This is a genomic window from Pseudomonas sp. UTLPPB19802 (assembly GCF_059730225.1).
On sequence record NZ_AP048545.1, the window covers coordinates 4,023,085 to 4,036,995 of the forward strand.

A 13,911-nucleotide genomic window follows, 5' to 3' on the forward strand; every position below is an offset into this window, starting at 1 on the left:
TTCGGTGGTTTACCGAGGTCGACAGAACATGCAAGGATGATAAGGAGCGGGTAATCGAGTTAAAAACGGTAAGAATTCCGCCCATAACGGAATAAAACGATCGAATAGGAGGGGCAGATGGATCGACTCAGTGGCTTGATGTCTTTCATCCGCACCGCGGAGCTGGGCAGTTTCGTGGCGGCGGGCCGTGCGCTTGGGTTGTCGGCGTCCGCCGTAGGCAAGGGCGTGACCCGGCTCGAGCAGCAACTGGGTGTCCGGCTGTTTCAGCGCTCGACCCGAAGCCTCAGCCTGACCGACGAGGGCCGGGTGTTCCAGGAGCGCTGCCGACGCATTCTCGATGACCTGGATGACGCCCAGTCAACGCTGTCGCAATCCACGGAAATCCCGCGCGGGCGTCTGCGTGTCAGCATGCCGGCGGCCAGTTACCACCTGTTCCAGACTGTTCTGATCGCTTTCATGGAGGCATATCCGGATATCGAGCTGGACCTGGACTTCAGCGACAAGCTGGTGGATGTGATCGAGGAAGGGGTGGACGTGGTCATTCGCAGTGGCGAGCTACCGGATTCACGCTTGATGCATCGCCCGTTGCCCGGTGTGCAGCCGGTGCTGTGTGCGGCCTCGTCCTATCTGGATCGTCATGGTGTGCCGCAAACCCCGGCGGATCTGGACGGCCACCTGGCGGTGCGCTTTCGCTACTTCAAGAACGGCAAGTTGTTGGACTTTCCCTTGCTGCGTGAGGAAGGCGCGCGTGAGCCGCGGACTCGCACAGTCATGATCAGCAACAACATGGAAATGGTGCGGGCAGCCTTGCTCCAGGGTTTCGGCCTGGGCACCATTCCCGACTTCCTGGCCCGTGATGCCCTGGCCGATGGCTCGCTGCATTGCCTGTTGCATGGCTACCTGATTCCACCGGATACGTTGAGCATCGTCTGGCCATCGAGTCGCCAGTTGTCGCGCAAGATCCGCGTGTTCGTCGACTTCATGTGCGAGCGGCTGGAGCAGGAGGCCACGCTGATGCGGGCAACCCTGGCGCAGGATTGCCTGTATTCGCGCCGCCATGAGAATTCATCGGCGCGCTAGGAATTCACCCTGGTGCGCCGTCGCTTTATCCATTGAAACCAAGGAGTATCGAGCATGAGTGATTCATCGGATTACCAGCCGCCCAAGGTCTGGACCTGGGATGCCGAGAATGGTGGCAAATTTGCCAACATCAACCGGCCGATCGCCGGCGCGACCCATGACAAGGAACTGCCGGTCGGCCGTCATCCACTGCAGTTGTACTCCCTGGCCACGCCCAACGGGCAGAAGGTCACCATCCTGCTGGAAGAGTTGCTGGCCCTCGGTCACAAGGGTGCCGAATACGACGCCTGGCTGATCCGTATTGGTGAAGGCGAGCAGTTTGGCAGCGGTTTTGTCGACGTGAACCCGAACTCGAAGATCCCGGCGCTGCTCGACCGCAGCGGGGCCAAGCCGATCCGGGTATTCGAGTCGGGGGCGATCCTGCAGTACCTGGCGGAGAAATTCGGCGCGTTCCTGCCCACCGAGCCGGCGGCCCGTGCCGAATGCCTGTCCTGGCTGTTCTGGCAGATGGGCAGTGCGCCGTACCTGGGCGGTGGCTTCGGGCACTTCTATGCTTATGCGCCGACCAAAATCGAATACGCGATCAACCGCTTCGCCATGGAAACCAAGCGCCAGCTCGACGTGTTGGAGCGGCAGTTGGCCGTGACCGAGTATATCGCGGGCGACGAGTACACCATCGCCGACATGGCCATCTGGCCCTGGTACGGTGGCCTGGTAAAGGGCCGGCTCTACGACGCGGCAGAGTTCCTATCGGTACAGGATTATCCGAACGTCCTGCGTTGGGCCGATGCCATCGACGCGCGTCCGGCGGTGCAGCGGGGGCGGATGGTCAATCGCGCTTCCGGGGAACCTTCCAGTCAGTTGCACGAGCGGCATGACGCCTCGGACTTCGATACCCGCACCGAAGACAAGCTGGCTGCCAGCCGGGCATAACCGCATAGCCGGTTCAGCGAGAAACCCCTGCTCGCCCGGAAGGGGCGAGCAGGGGGTCAGACGGCCTCGATCAACTCGAGGCAGAGCGGTGGTCTAGAACTGGCACAGAGCAATGATCTGCTCGAAAGCGCTCCGTACGTACGGAAATGCCACGCCAACGGTAATGATCCCCAGGTGCCATCGGATGAATCGGTTTTTCGAGTCGAGACCCTTGATGGCAGCCTCCAGCTGAACACCTCTTTCGTCGATGACGCCCTCTGGTTGCCCGATTTCCTCCACCTCGGGAATGTCAGGGGTTTTGCTTTCGGCTGCAGTTGGAGCAGTCTCGGGCACTTTCTCCTTGGACAACCGAGGTTCGTTGAGCAGTTCGTTGATGGAGAGGCTCAAGGTCGCGATCTGTTCGCCTTGTCGTTCAAGCAGGGCATGCAAGCCGTTGTCTTTTTCATCGAGTGCAGTCCGTAGGCGTTGATGTGAGCCGCGAAGCTCGCTCCCTACGTCTGCAATCGACTGCTTCAGGTGCTTTTCGGTGCCTTTCAGGTCCGATGTGAACGCCGCCAGTAATTCATGCAGCGATGGCTTTACATCCATGGTGTCTCCTTTTTCATTCGCGAACGACGGAGACACCACCTGACGGCTGGGTTCTCCGTCATGAGGGGATGTGGTGTATTCGGTCGGCGAGGGCATCGTCGACTGTTCGCGCTTCCGAATACTGAGCGAACTTCAGGCGATCAATACGCCTAAGCGTACCGTGGCCTCAAAGATCGTGACCACGTGGGCAGGTGCTGTCGATGACAGCGAACCAGAGCAGATGATTGCTCCGGTGCGATCGGGCGGGCTAGTCGGCAATTGCCAGGCGTTGCATGAGAAAAGTCGACGTTTCCTGATGCCGTGAGGCTGTATCGATGCCGGCGGGACTGTCAGGCCGTTCGTCGCTACTGTCATTTCTGACAGTAGCAAGTGGCTCCGATAGGTAATGAAATAGAGCTGGTTACAGGGTGCGGCAGTGATGCACTCTCACTTATCTGGAGGTTGTTGTCATGGATAACCACGTGATCTATTTTTTTGATGGCAAGCAGAAAACACTCCAGCGCTTATCCTTCGATCCATTTATCAACGTGGGAGATGAGCTGAGGTTCGAATCGCCCCCCGGAATCACCTATGTTGTCACCCGGAAAGTCTTTGTTGTCGCTTGCGATGGGAAGAGTTTCCGGGTCGAGTACGATACCAGTGAAATTCTGGGGGATGTCGCTGGGTCAGCCCTTGCCCGCTGCCTGGATGCCTGATTCCGTCGCTTGTTTTTCTAAAATCTGGGTCAGCGCCGTCTCGGCTTCCCGCGCCCTGAGTTCCAATACCGTGTTCGCCGCCTGCTGCTGCTCTGCGCCTCGCCTGATCTCCTCGTTCTCTTCCACGGCCACCCGCAGGCGTTCCTGGAGGAGGGTGCGCTCGCTTTCCAGGGCCGAGGCGCGGCCTTGCAACTGCTCCTCGCGCTGGCTGCCCTTGTGCAGTTGTTCCTCGAGCTGCCGGGTTTCTTTCGCCAGCCCTCGGCTTTCCGCCAGCAGCCGTTCGTTATCCCGGTGCAACTGGGTGATTTCATCCTGGCGCACCAGGGCACTCTGCTGGGACTGACGCAACTCCATCTGCACCTGCTGCAATTGCCCTTCGTGGCGCCGTTGTTCCTGCTCGCGCTGTTCGCGGGCGGCGTTGCGGAAGTGTTCCAGGGCGTCGCGGGCGTGCTGGTGCTTGTCTTCCAGGGAGCGTACCTGCGCCTCCTTGTCCGCCAGGCGCAACTCGTGGTCGCTGCAGGCTTGGGTCAGGCCGGCGTTGCGGGTCTGTTCGGTCTGCAGCATCGAACGGGTGGTGTGCAACTGTTCGGTTTCCTGGGCCAGGGCCACGCCCTGCACTTCGAAGTCGTGCTGCAGTTTCTGCAACTGGCGGGAGAGGGTGCCCAACTGCTCCTTCCACTCGCTTTCCTGCTGGCGATGCCGGGCCTGTTCCTGTTCCAGGGGCTCGCGCGCCTGCTCCTGCAGGCGGCGGGAGACGCGGGTGATCAGGTCGGTCAGTTCGTCATCCAGGTGCTCCCCGGCTGCCGCTTGGCGCTGGTCGCTTTCGTCCAACTCCTTCAGGTAACGGTGGATGGTGGTTTTCGAGCCGGTATTGCCCATTTCGATGCGTACCGCATCGATGCTGGGGTATTCGCCACGGGCGAGGATCGCCATTCGTGCCGTTTGCACCACCGCCTTGTTCACGCCGCCGCGAGCCATCTTCTCTCCTACGATTTCGTACTGTGTTACGTAGCATGTAAATACATAGTATAGATCGAAAAGATACAAAGCGATATTTAGATTTTTTCACATGGGATATAGTGGTATTACCCCGTGTTAGAAGTGTTTTTTACCTTTCAGCACGGCTTCTCCGTACACCTGCCGGGATTTCTGCCCATGAGCGAGCTGGATCGCTACCTGCACGCCGCCACGCGAGACAACACCCGTCGCAGCTACCAGGCTGCCATCGAACACTTCGAAGTCAGTTGGGGCGGCTTCCTGCCGGCCACCAGTGACAGCGTGGCGCGCTACCTGGCGGCGTATGCCGGGGTGCTCTCGATCAATACCCTCAAGTTGCGCCTGTCGGCCCTGGCCCAGTGGCACAACAGCCAGGGCTTTGCCGACCCGACCAAGGCGCCCGTGGTGCGCCAGGTGTTCAAAGGCATTCGCGCGCTGCATCCGGTGCAGGAAAAACAGGCGCAGCCGCTGCAACTGCAGCATCTGGAGCAGGTGATCGCCTCACTGGACGGCGAGGTGCAGGTCGCGCTGGCGCAGGACGATCGATCGCGACTGCTGCGCGCCCGGCGTGATCGGGCGCTGATCCTGCTGGGGTTCTGGCGCGGTTTTCGCAGCGATGAGCTGTGCCGGCTGGAGGTGGGCAACGTGGTAGCCCAGCCGGGCGCTGGCATTACCCTCTACCTGCCGCGCAGCAAGAGTGACCGCGACAACCTCGGGCGTACCTACCAGACGCCAGCGTTGCAACGGCTTTGCCCGGTGCAGGCCTATGTCGACTGGATCAACTGCGCGGCCCTGGTTCGCGGGCCGGTGTTTCGGGCCATCGATCGCTGGGGCAACCTGGGAGAAGAAGGGTTGCACGCCAACAGCATCATCCCGCTGTTGCGCCAGGCCCTGGGGCGCGCGGGGATCGCTGCCGAGCACTACACCAGTCACTCGTTGCGCCGGGGCTTTGCCACTTGGGCACATCGCAGCGGCTGGGACCTGAAGTCGTTGATGAGTTATGTCGGCTGGAAGGACCTGAAATCCGCCATGCGTTATGTCGAGGCCAGCCCATTCGAGGGCATGAGCCTGGCCATCGAGAAGCCGGTCGGGCAGAGCTCATAAGATTTCTTCTATTAATATGTTGGGCTTATAGCGAAAACCAATCGCGAGCATCAGCTTTGCCAATGAGCCAGATCGGAAAAGAATGGCTAGGATTCTCCCATCAACTTCACAACCACTGACGGAGATTCAACGATGCCTATCATCAACAGCCAAGTTAAGCCCTTCAAAGCTACCGCCTTCAAAAACGGTGAATTCGTCGAAGTGTCGGACGCTGACCTGAAAGGCAAGTGGTCTGTCGTATTCTTCTACCCAGCCGACTTCACCTTTGTCTGCCCGACCGAGCTGGAAGACCTGGCTGACAACTACGCCGAATTCCAGAAACTGGGCGTCGAGATCTACAGCGTTTCCACCGACACCCATTTCGCCCACGCTGCCTGGCACAACACTTCGCCAGCCATCGGCAAAATCAAGTACACCATGATCGGCGACCCGACCCTGGCTATCTCGCGTAACTTCGACGTGCTGATCGAAGAAGCTGGCCTGGCTGACCGTGGCACCTTCGTGATCAACCCTGAAGGCCAGATCAAGATCGTTGAAATCAACGATGGCGGTGTAGGTCGTGACGCTTCCGAGCTGCTGCGCAAGATCAAGGCTGCCCAGTACGTTGCTGCCCACCCAGGCGAAGTCTGCCCAGCCAAGTGGAAAGAAGGCGAGGCCACCCTGGCTCCTTCCCTGGACCTGGTCGGCAAGATCTAAGTTCTTGCGATAACAGCCTGCGCGACGATCATGCTGCGTTAAAAACAGGCTCGGAATGCTCATGTAGGTCCCTACACTCCGCTTCCTCGCCTGTTTTTGTCTTGCCTGATCGCCGCTCGGCACGTTATCGCAGAGAACTGACGGCCATGCTCCAGCCAAGGGCGGTCATCCGCACTTCTTAAGTAAGCCGCACCGCCCAATAACGCCCGGGTGGTATCCACCTGGGCGTTGTTATTTCTAGCGTATTGAAAAAGGGAAATCGCCCGCATGTTGGACGCCAATCTTAAAGCCCAGTTGAAGTCGTACCTGGAACGGGTTACGCAACCGATCGAGATCGTCGCCTCCCTCGATGACGGCGCGAAATCTCGGGAAATGCTCGAGCTGCTCCAGGAAGTGGCCAGCCTTTCCAGTCTTATTACCTTGCAGGACGACGGTACCGATGCGCGCAAGCCATCGTTCTCGTTGAACCGCCCAGGGGCCGATATCAGCCTGCGTTTCGCCGGTATCCCCATGGGTCACGAATTCACTTCGCTGGTGCTGGCACTGCTGCAGGTCGGCGGCCACCCATCGAAGGCCAGTGTCGAAGTGATCGAACAGATCCGCTCGCTCAAGGGCGAGTTCACCTTCGAAACCTACTTCTCGCTGTCGTGCCAGAACTGCCCGGACGTGGTCCAGGCGTTGAACCTGATGGCAGTGTTGAACCCGAACGTACGTCACGTCGCCATCGACGGTGCGCTGTTCCAGGATGAAGTCAACGATCGCAAGATCATGGCTGTACCGAGTATCTACCTCAACGGCGAAAACTTCGGCCAGGGTCGCATGGGCCTGGAAGAGATCCTTGGCAAGCTCGATACCGGGGCGGCCGAGAAACAGGCGGAAAAACTCAACGCCAAGGACGCTTTCGATGTCCTGGTGGTGGGTGGTGGTCCAGCGGGTGCTTCGGCGGCGATCTACGCTGCGCGCAAGGGTATACGCACAGGTGTCGCGGCTGAGCGTTTCGGTGGCCAGGTGCTGGATACCATGGCGATCGAAAACTTCATCTCGGTCCAGGAAACCGAAGGGCCGAAACTCGCCCGCGCCCTGGAAGAACATGTCCGCCAGTATGACGTCGATATCATGAACCTGCAGCGTGCCAGTGCGCTGGTGCCGGCCAGGAACGCCGGTGACCTGCACGAAGTGCGTTTCGAAAGCGGTGCCAGCCTCAAGGCCAAGACCGTGATCCTCGCCACCGGCGCCCGCTGGCGCGAAATGGGTGTGCCGGGCGAGCAGGAATACAAGGCCAAGGGTGTGTGCTTCTGCCCGCATTGTGATGGCCCGCTGTTCAAGGGCAAGCGTGTCGCAGTGATCGGTGGCGGTAACTCGGGTGTCGAAGCGGCCATCGACCTGGCCGGTATCGTCAGCCATGTGACCCTGCTGGAGTTCGACAGCAAGCTGCGCGCCGACGCTGTGCTGCAACGCAAGCTGTACAGCCTGCCGAACGTCAACGTCATCACCAGTGCGCTGACCAGCGAAGTAAAGGGTGATGGCCAGAAGGTCACCGGCCTGGTCTACAAGGACCGCGATTCGGGTGAGTTCCACACCGTCGACCTGGAAGGGATCTTCGTCCAGATCGGTTTGCTGCCGAACACCGACTGGCTCAAGGGCAGTATCGAGCTGTCGCCGCGTGGCGAGATCATCGTCGATGCGCGTGGCGAGACGTCGCTGCCGGGGATCTTTGCGGCGGGTGACGTGACCACGGTACCATACAAGCAGATCGTGATTGCGGTGGGCGAGGGGGCCAAGGCTTCGTTGAGTGCCTTTGACCATCTGATCCGCACCTCGGCACCGGCCTGAGGGTGAATGGCCGCATGCGGCGGATCGCCAGCAAGGCGGCCCTCACAAAGAGCAAATGCAGCATCTGACGCAAATGTAAAAAGCCCCATGGATCGCCGATCCATGGGGCTTTTGCTTTCAGGGGGCGTTATTCGGCGCCTGCCAGCGGTGTCGGCTGGATGATTTCGACCCAGTAGGCATCCGGGTCCTTGACGAAGGCCAGGTGCTTCATGCGGCCATCGCTCAGGCGTTTCTGGAACTCGACGCCGAGAGCCTCGAAGCGCTCGCAGGCGGCGCGGATGTCCGGCACCGACAGGCAGATGTGGCCGAAGCCGCGTGGGTCGGTGTTGCCGTTGTGGTAGGCGAAGTCCGGGTCGTTCTCGGTGCCATGGTTGTGAGTCAGTTCCAGGATGCCGGGAATCGACTTCATCCACTGCGTACGCTCGGCTGCATCGGCCGGGATCTGCGCCTTGTCGACCAGGGCAAGGAAGTACAGGCTGAATTCGGCCTCGGGGAAATCACGCTTTTCCACCAGGGAGAAGCCCAGGACGCGAGTATAGAAGTCCAGCGACTTGGTGATGTCCTTGACGCGCAACATGGTGTGGTTGAACACGAAGCCCTGGGTGGCGCTGTCGGGTTGGGCGGTGACGCCAGGGAAAGTGTTCAGGTCGTGCAGGCTCATAAGCCCTCCGCGAAGATGATGGAACGGCGGTCGCTCATTGGACCTTGTGGGAAAGGGATGATACGGAAACCGGACTCAAGCTCCAAATCCGTTCGGTCCGCAGTCTAGAGCGTCGTAGGAGACGAAAGGTAATAGCGGGCTACTTCAGGCGACTGGGAAGTTATATGAAGAAGTGAAGGGTAAATATAGAAGGTATAAAGAAGCCCGCCGAAGCGGGCATTGGGGCGCTAATCCATTAGCAGCCTTCATCCTGTAAGAGTTGATGTGAAAAAAATGTGAAAGGTGCCTGGTGTCGGTTTTTATCCGACCGGGGCAAAGAGATATGACTGTTCAGTCAGGAGTGTGAGAGAGCCTGCGTATAACGTTGCAAGGTCTAAATCGATAGCTAGCTGGCGAAATTTCATTAATTGACTGGAGATGAAAGTTTTGGCATCGTTGAACTCTTTTGAACTATTTCTGTCCGGGAGGCATATCGTGATGTGCGCCCGATGCGATTAGGTCGAGATTACAATGCCATCTGCGCTGGGCAACCAGTAGATAGGTTATATTCATGAAAAAACCCTGCATAAGCAGGGTTTGTTCTTCACCGGCTGCACAGTTAGCCGCGAACCCAGGAGTCGACAGTACTGGCACCGTATTGTTCTTTCCAGGCCTTGAGGCCGCGATGATTGCCACCCTTGGTTTCGATCAGTTCGCCGGTGTGCGGGTTCTGATAGACCTTGACCACTCGGGCGCGGCGTTGCTTGGGCGCCTGGGCTGACCTGCCGGAGCTGGCGTGCGGGTCGAGGATGGCGATGACGTCGCGCAGGCTCTTGCCGTAATGCGCCATCAGGTCATTAAGTTTCTGCTCGAACTCGATTTCCTTCTTGAGCCCGGCATCGTTTTTCAACGCTTCCAGCTGGGCGAGTTGTTCTTGAAGGGCTTTTTCTGCAGCACGGAACTCAGCGAGTTTGGACAAGGTTCTTACTCCAGTGGTCTATTGGGTTGCGGGCAACCTGTAGCGAAAGAGACAAGCCGGCACTTGCAGTCGACCCGATCAGGCGTTGTTGGAAGCCCTCGGAATGCTACGGATCATTATTGATAAGCCAAAGGCTTTCCCGACGATTTACTGCGCGCAGCAAAAGTGTAGTGGTTATTTGCTCAGGAGTAAATCATATAGCCGGGGGCGCAGATGTTACCGGGAGTGAACAGTTATCTTCCATGACGCAATACTAATCGCTGGCCTGGTTTTTCAGACTATTGAAGAAGTCCACTGCCGGCAATGGCTTTCCAAACAGATAGCCTTGCAGAAAGTCCACGCCTCGTACGGCCAGGTAGTCGCGCTGTTCCGCGGTTTCCACGCCTTCGGCGACAATGCCCAGTTCCAGCTTGACGCTCAGTTCGATAATGCTGTCGAGGATATGCCGCGACAGCACATCGGCGCCGATCATGGCGACGAAACTCTGGTCGATCTTCAAATAGTCCACGTTGAACTTGCGCAAGTAACTCAGGCTGGAGTGGCCGGTGCCGAAATCATCGATGGCGACCATCACCCCCAGGTCGTGCAATTGTTCGAACAGTTGGTGGGTGACCTCGCTGGGTTCGATCAATTCGCGTTCGGTCAGCTCCAGCACCAGTCGGACTTGTCCCGGAGCAAAGGCTGCCAGGAAGTCCCGGCAATCCTGCACCAGCTCCAGGTCGTGGCAATGCTGGGCGGTGATATTGACTCCGACATGGAAACCCTGCTCCAGCGACGCCGCATGCGGGGCGAGCAGGGCGGCGGTCTGTTGCAGCAGCGAGCGGGTCATCGGCACGATCAGGCCGCAGTGTTCGGCGAAGGGAATGAACAGGTCGGGGCGCACCAGGCCTTCGCGGGGGTGATTCCAGCGCATCAGCACTTCCAGGCCGGACCACTTCTGCGTTCTGCTGCGCACTACTGGCTGGAAATACGGAATGAACTCCCTGGCTTCCAGTGCCCGTTGCAGCTCGTGACTGGGTGCGCTCGAACGTTTCTGCAGCCAGCGGGTGGTGATGCCCGCCAGCAGGCCGAGTATCAGCAGCAGCGCCAGCAGCTCCCGATATTCCCGGCCGAGATAGCGCCAGGTTTCACCTTCGCCAAAGCCTGCGCTGACGCTGAACGGGAAGCGGGTGGAGTGCAGGGTCGTCCGCGCCACCGCAAAGCCAGGGGCCTTGCCGTCGAGGATCTGGCCTTTGCCTGAGGTCCAGGCGTTGCCGATCTGCAACACCAGGCCGGTTTCGCGCCCCATCAGGTGCAGCAGGTTGCTCAGGTGATAGCCGTCGATGCTGACGATCGCCGCGCCATCGCCCTGGGGTAATCGGTAGGCCAGCAGCGATGAACCGGGTGTCACGGTGTTGCCTTTCATCAGCCAGAGCGTGCCGGCGACATAGTTGGCCGGGTTGATGATTTCCCGGTAGGGGCCGAACAGCGATGTGCAATACATATCGTTGTTCCAGGCCAGGTTCGCAGCGCGCACGAAGGGGCGGCGGGTGACCTGCTCGCGCAAGGCCAGCTCAACCTGCGCACAGGGCCGGCCCGCCAATGGCAAGATGGCGTGGGCGGCCAGTTCGGCGTTCTCGAGCATCAGCTCGAATTGCTTCAAGGCATCCTGGGCGGTGTCGCGGCTGTTGGCGTCCAGCGCCCGGTCGGCCTGCGAGTGCAGGATGGCGATGCCCGAGATGATGGGCAGCAGGCCGATCAGCAGATTCAGCCCGTAGCGGGCAGGCCAGGGGCGGCCTTTGACGGTCAGTGGCATGGAGGGACCTGTTTCGGGCAGGGGAAGCGGTGGGTGGCACTGCTCCAGGCAGGATAGTCGGGGCGGCTGCATTCGCAATTCGCATGTCGGTGCAAGGAAATGAAAAGGGATACGGACAAAACGGTTTACGCCATGTAGAATCAACTTACGCATATAAGAATAATGTCTTCTGGCGACAGAAGCTTCGCCCTGAGAGACTGGGTTGCAATGAAGATACTCGGGTTCAAACTGATCTACGGCGATTTCCTGGCCCGCAGCGTGCGGGGAATTTCCTGTGCGCCACCCGCAAGCGTCCGCATCGACAGCAACTAACCGACCGTTACTTGATTGACATGATGAGGCGCCACCATGGCAGATATCTTTGAAAACCCGATGGGCCTGATGGGCTTTGAATTCATCGAATTCGCATCGCCGACCCCGAACACCCTGGAGCCGATCTTCGAGATCATGGGCTTTACCAAGGTTGCGACCCACCGTTCCAAGAACGTGCACCTGTACCGTCAGGGCGCAATCAACCTGATCCTCAACAACGAACCCCACAGCGAAGCCTCTTACTTCGCCGCCGAGCACGGCCCGTCCGTCTGCGGGATGGCCTTCCGTGTGAAGAACGCGCAGAAAGCCTATTCCCGTGCCCTGGAACTGGGTGCCCAGCCGATCCACATCGCCACCGGCCCGATGGAACTGAACCTGCCGGCGATCAAGGGCATTGGTGGTGCGCCGCTGTACCTGATCGACCGTTTCGGTGAGGGCAGCTCGATCTATGACATCGACTTCGTCTACCTCGACGGTGTCGACCGCAACCCGAAAGGGGCGGGCCTGAAGATCATCGACCACCTGACCCACAACGTCTATCGCGGGCGCATGGCCTATTGGGCGAACTTCTACGAGAAGCTGTTCAACTTCCGCGAGATCCGTTACTTCGACATCAAGGGCGAGTACACCGGCCTGACCTCCAAGGCGATGACCGCGCCGGATGGCATGATCCGCATTCCGCTCAACGAAGAGTCGTCCAAGGGTGCCGGGCAGATCGAAGAGTTCCTGATGCAGTTCAACGGCGAAGGCATCCAGCACGTGGCCTTCCTCACCGATGACCTGGTCAAGACCTGGGACCAGTTGAAGAAGATCGGCATGCGCTTCATGACCGCGCCGCCGGACACCTACTACGAAATGCTCGAAGGCCGCTTGCCGAACCACGGCGAACCGGTCGGGGAACTGCAATCGCGTGGCATCCTGCTCGACGGTGCCTCGCAAGAGGGCGACAAGCGCCTGCTGCTGCAGATTTTCTCGGAAACCCTGATGGGCCCGGTATTCTTCGAGTTCATCCAGCGCAAGGGTGACGATGGTTTCGGCGAGGGCAACTTCAAGGCGTTGTTCGAGTCCATCGAGCGTGACCAGATTCGTCGTGGTGTGCTGACCACCGAGTAATCCTGGCGTTTGCTCCTGCCGGAAATATCCGGTTCTTCCGGATGTTTCCGGCCCTGTAGGAGTAGGCGGTACGGCGATCCGACTTGCCCACGAAGTTTCTGGCGCCCTCAAGGCCGCATTCGCTGGCAAGCCAGGCTTCTACAATCTGGTGTAAGCCAGCCTCTCAGCCAAACAACCCCGCCGCAATATTGATCGAAAACCCCAATATCGCTGTATTGAACAGGAAGCCGATCAACGATTGCGCCAGTACTACCTTGCGCATTCCCCGAGTCGCCACCCCGACATCCGAAGTCTGTACTGCCACGCTGATGGTGAAGGAGAAGTACAGGAAGTCCCAATAGTCCGGATATTTTTCGCCATCGGCAAACCGCAATGGCGGCTCATCCGCCTCCGACAGATAAAACTGTCGCGCATAGTGCACACTGAAAATCACTCCGATCAGCAGCCATGAGCCCACTACCGTCAGCCCGGTAAAGGCGTAGTGCCAAGCCCTGGCATGTGTATCCAGGGCCTTGCCGCCCGCCAGCTCGAAGGTAATGGCCGCCAGGCTGGCAATGGCGGCGATCGACACGATCAGCAGCACTGTCCCGGCATTCTCGTCCTCGCGCTCGACGAACCGCTGCACATCTTTGGAACTGGAGCGCAGGGTCAGCCACAACATCATCACCAGGTAGGACCAGACGGCACTGTTCCAGCCAATGAGCACTTTGGTCAGCACTGGGCTGATCGGCACCAGCACACCGGCAGCCAGGCCGAGGAGGGTGGCGATGGTCAGTCGCGGATGGGTTCGGGCGAGATGGGGCATGAATGATGGCCTGAAAGTTTCTGGATTTTCTGCATCTTGGCAGGCGACGTTACTTTAGAACTCGGGTTCCCTGTTCTGTCATATCCGTAAAGTTGTGTCCCGGTTCTTCTCGCCTGTAGCACAGGGCTCTTTGCCACTCCCGAAAAATACCGCGAACTTGCAGTAAAAACAGCAAAAACACCCGATAAATAATTTGAAAATCAATCGCATTCACCCGAGGTTTTTTCCTTTATCTGTCACCGGAAGTTGAGAACTTCTGCGTCATGGCCTCAGCCCACAAGTCGTCTGGAACCAAGTCGACGCACGAGCGCCATGGCGTCACGAACGAGCAACCTCAACGTA

At 59.0% G+C, this 13,911-nt stretch carries 14 protein-coding genes; 8 read left to right on the top strand and 6 right to left on the bottom strand.

Annotation, left to right across the window (positions count from 1 at the left end):
* Positions 1 to 117 precede the first annotated feature (117 nt).
* Both AC6I6U_RS17860 and yghU read left to right on the top strand, forming a co-directional pair.
* Positions 118 to 1,080: a LysR family transcriptional regulator gene (locus AC6I6U_RS17860; protein WP_497877359.1), complete on the top strand. Its 963-nt coding sequence runs from the start codon at positions 118 to 120 to the stop codon at positions 1,078 to 1,080.
* A gap of 54 nt (positions 1,081 to 1,134) precedes the next feature.
* A complete protein-coding gene (gene yghU / locus AC6I6U_RS17865; RefSeq protein WP_497877360.1) occupies positions 1,135 to 2,013 on the top strand; it encodes a glutathione-dependent disulfide-bond oxidoreductase in 879 nt (292 codons plus the stop codon).
* 93 nt (positions 2,014 to 2,106) lie between these two features.
* Here yghU and AC6I6U_RS17870 read toward each other — a convergent pair whose 3' ends face one another.
* On the bottom strand, positions 2,107 to 2,601 hold the full coding sequence (locus AC6I6U_RS17870; RefSeq protein WP_497877361.1) for a hypothetical protein: 495 nt from the start codon (positions 2,599 to 2,601) through the stop codon (positions 2,107 to 2,109).
* Between the two features lie 73 nt (positions 2,602 to 2,674).
* On the opposite strand from AC6I6U_RS17870, the gene AC6I6U_RS17875 reads away from it, so the two are divergent.
* Together AC6I6U_RS17875 and AC6I6U_RS17880 are read left to right on the top strand one after the other, a co-directional pair.
* Entirely contained in the window at positions 2,675 to 2,905 is a 231-nt protein-coding gene (locus AC6I6U_RS17875; protein WP_497877362.1) for a hypothetical protein, read from the top strand.
* A gap of 145 nt (positions 2,906 to 3,050) precedes the next feature.
* On the top strand, positions 3,051 to 3,296 hold the full coding sequence (locus AC6I6U_RS17880; protein WP_497877363.1) for a hypothetical protein: 246 nt from the start codon (positions 3,051 to 3,053) through the stop codon (positions 3,294 to 3,296).
* On the opposite strand, the gene AC6I6U_RS17885 is transcribed toward AC6I6U_RS17880, so the two are convergent.
* On the bottom strand, positions 3,267 to 4,274 hold the full coding sequence (locus AC6I6U_RS17885) for a DNA-binding protein (RefSeq protein ID WP_497877364.1): 1,008 nt from the start codon (positions 4,272 to 4,274) through the stop codon (positions 3,267 to 3,269). The two genes, AC6I6U_RS17880 and AC6I6U_RS17885, sit on opposite strands and share 30 nt — an antisense overlap.
* A gap of 177 nt (positions 4,275 to 4,451) precedes the next feature.
* Here AC6I6U_RS17885 and AC6I6U_RS17890 point away from each other — a divergent pair, with 177 nt between their 5' ends.
* From AC6I6U_RS17890 to ahpF, 3 genes are all read left to right on the top strand, one after another.
* Complete coding sequence (locus tag AC6I6U_RS17890) at positions 4,452 to 5,396, top strand: tyrosine-type recombinase/integrase (RefSeq protein WP_497877365.1); 945 nt, start codon at positions 4,452 to 4,454, stop codon at positions 5,394 to 5,396.
* A 132-nt stretch (positions 5,397 to 5,528) separates the two neighbouring features.
* The gene (ahpC, locus tag AC6I6U_RS17895; protein ID WP_017907017.1) at positions 5,529 to 6,092 is read left to right on the top strand and encodes an alkyl hydroperoxide reductase subunit C; all 564 of its coding nucleotides are present in this window, start codon (positions 5,529 to 5,531) and stop codon (positions 6,090 to 6,092) included.
* Between the two features lie 267 nt (positions 6,093 to 6,359).
* Positions 6,360 to 7,925 (top strand): alkyl hydroperoxide reductase subunit F, encoded by a 1,566-nt coding sequence (gene ahpF / locus AC6I6U_RS17900; RefSeq protein WP_497877366.1) that lies wholly within the window; start codon positions 6,360 to 6,362, stop codon positions 7,923 to 7,925.
* A 127-nt stretch (positions 7,926 to 8,052) separates the two neighbouring features.
* On the opposite strand, the gene gloA is transcribed toward ahpF, so the two are convergent.
* The 3 genes from gloA to AC6I6U_RS17915 form a co-directional block, all read right to left on the bottom strand.
* On the bottom strand, positions 8,053 to 8,586 hold the full coding sequence (gene gloA / locus AC6I6U_RS17905; RefSeq protein WP_497877367.1) for a lactoylglutathione lyase: 534 nt from the start codon (positions 8,584 to 8,586) through the stop codon (positions 8,053 to 8,055).
* A 598-nt stretch (positions 8,587 to 9,184) separates the two neighbouring features.
* Complete coding sequence (locus AC6I6U_RS17910; RefSeq protein ID WP_497877368.1) at positions 9,185 to 9,544, bottom strand: histone-like nucleoid-structuring protein, MvaT/MvaU family; 360 nt, start codon at positions 9,542 to 9,544, stop codon at positions 9,185 to 9,187.
* Positions 9,545 to 9,797: 253 nt separating this feature from the next.
* Positions 9,798 to 11,339 (bottom strand): EAL domain-containing protein, encoded by a 1,542-nt coding sequence (locus tag AC6I6U_RS17915; protein WP_497877369.1) that lies wholly within the window; start codon positions 11,337 to 11,339, stop codon positions 9,798 to 9,800.
* 348 nt (positions 11,340 to 11,687) lie between these two features.
* Here AC6I6U_RS17915 and hppD point away from each other — a divergent pair, with 348 nt between their 5' ends.
* Positions 11,688 to 12,764 carry a 4-hydroxyphenylpyruvate dioxygenase gene (gene hppD / locus AC6I6U_RS17920; RefSeq protein ID WP_497877370.1) on the top strand — a complete coding sequence of 359 codons (1,077 nt, stop codon included), beginning with the start codon at positions 11,688 to 11,690 and terminating at the stop codon, positions 12,762 to 12,764.
* Between the two features lie 163 nt (positions 12,765 to 12,927).
* Here the strand turns inward: hppD and AC6I6U_RS17925 are convergent, their stop codons facing one another.
* Positions 12,928 to 13,569, bottom strand: coding sequence for a DUF1345 domain-containing protein (locus AC6I6U_RS17925; RefSeq protein WP_497877371.1), 642 nt, complete (start codon positions 13,567 to 13,569; stop codon positions 12,928 to 12,930).
* Positions 13,570 to 13,911: the final 342 nt, after the last annotated feature.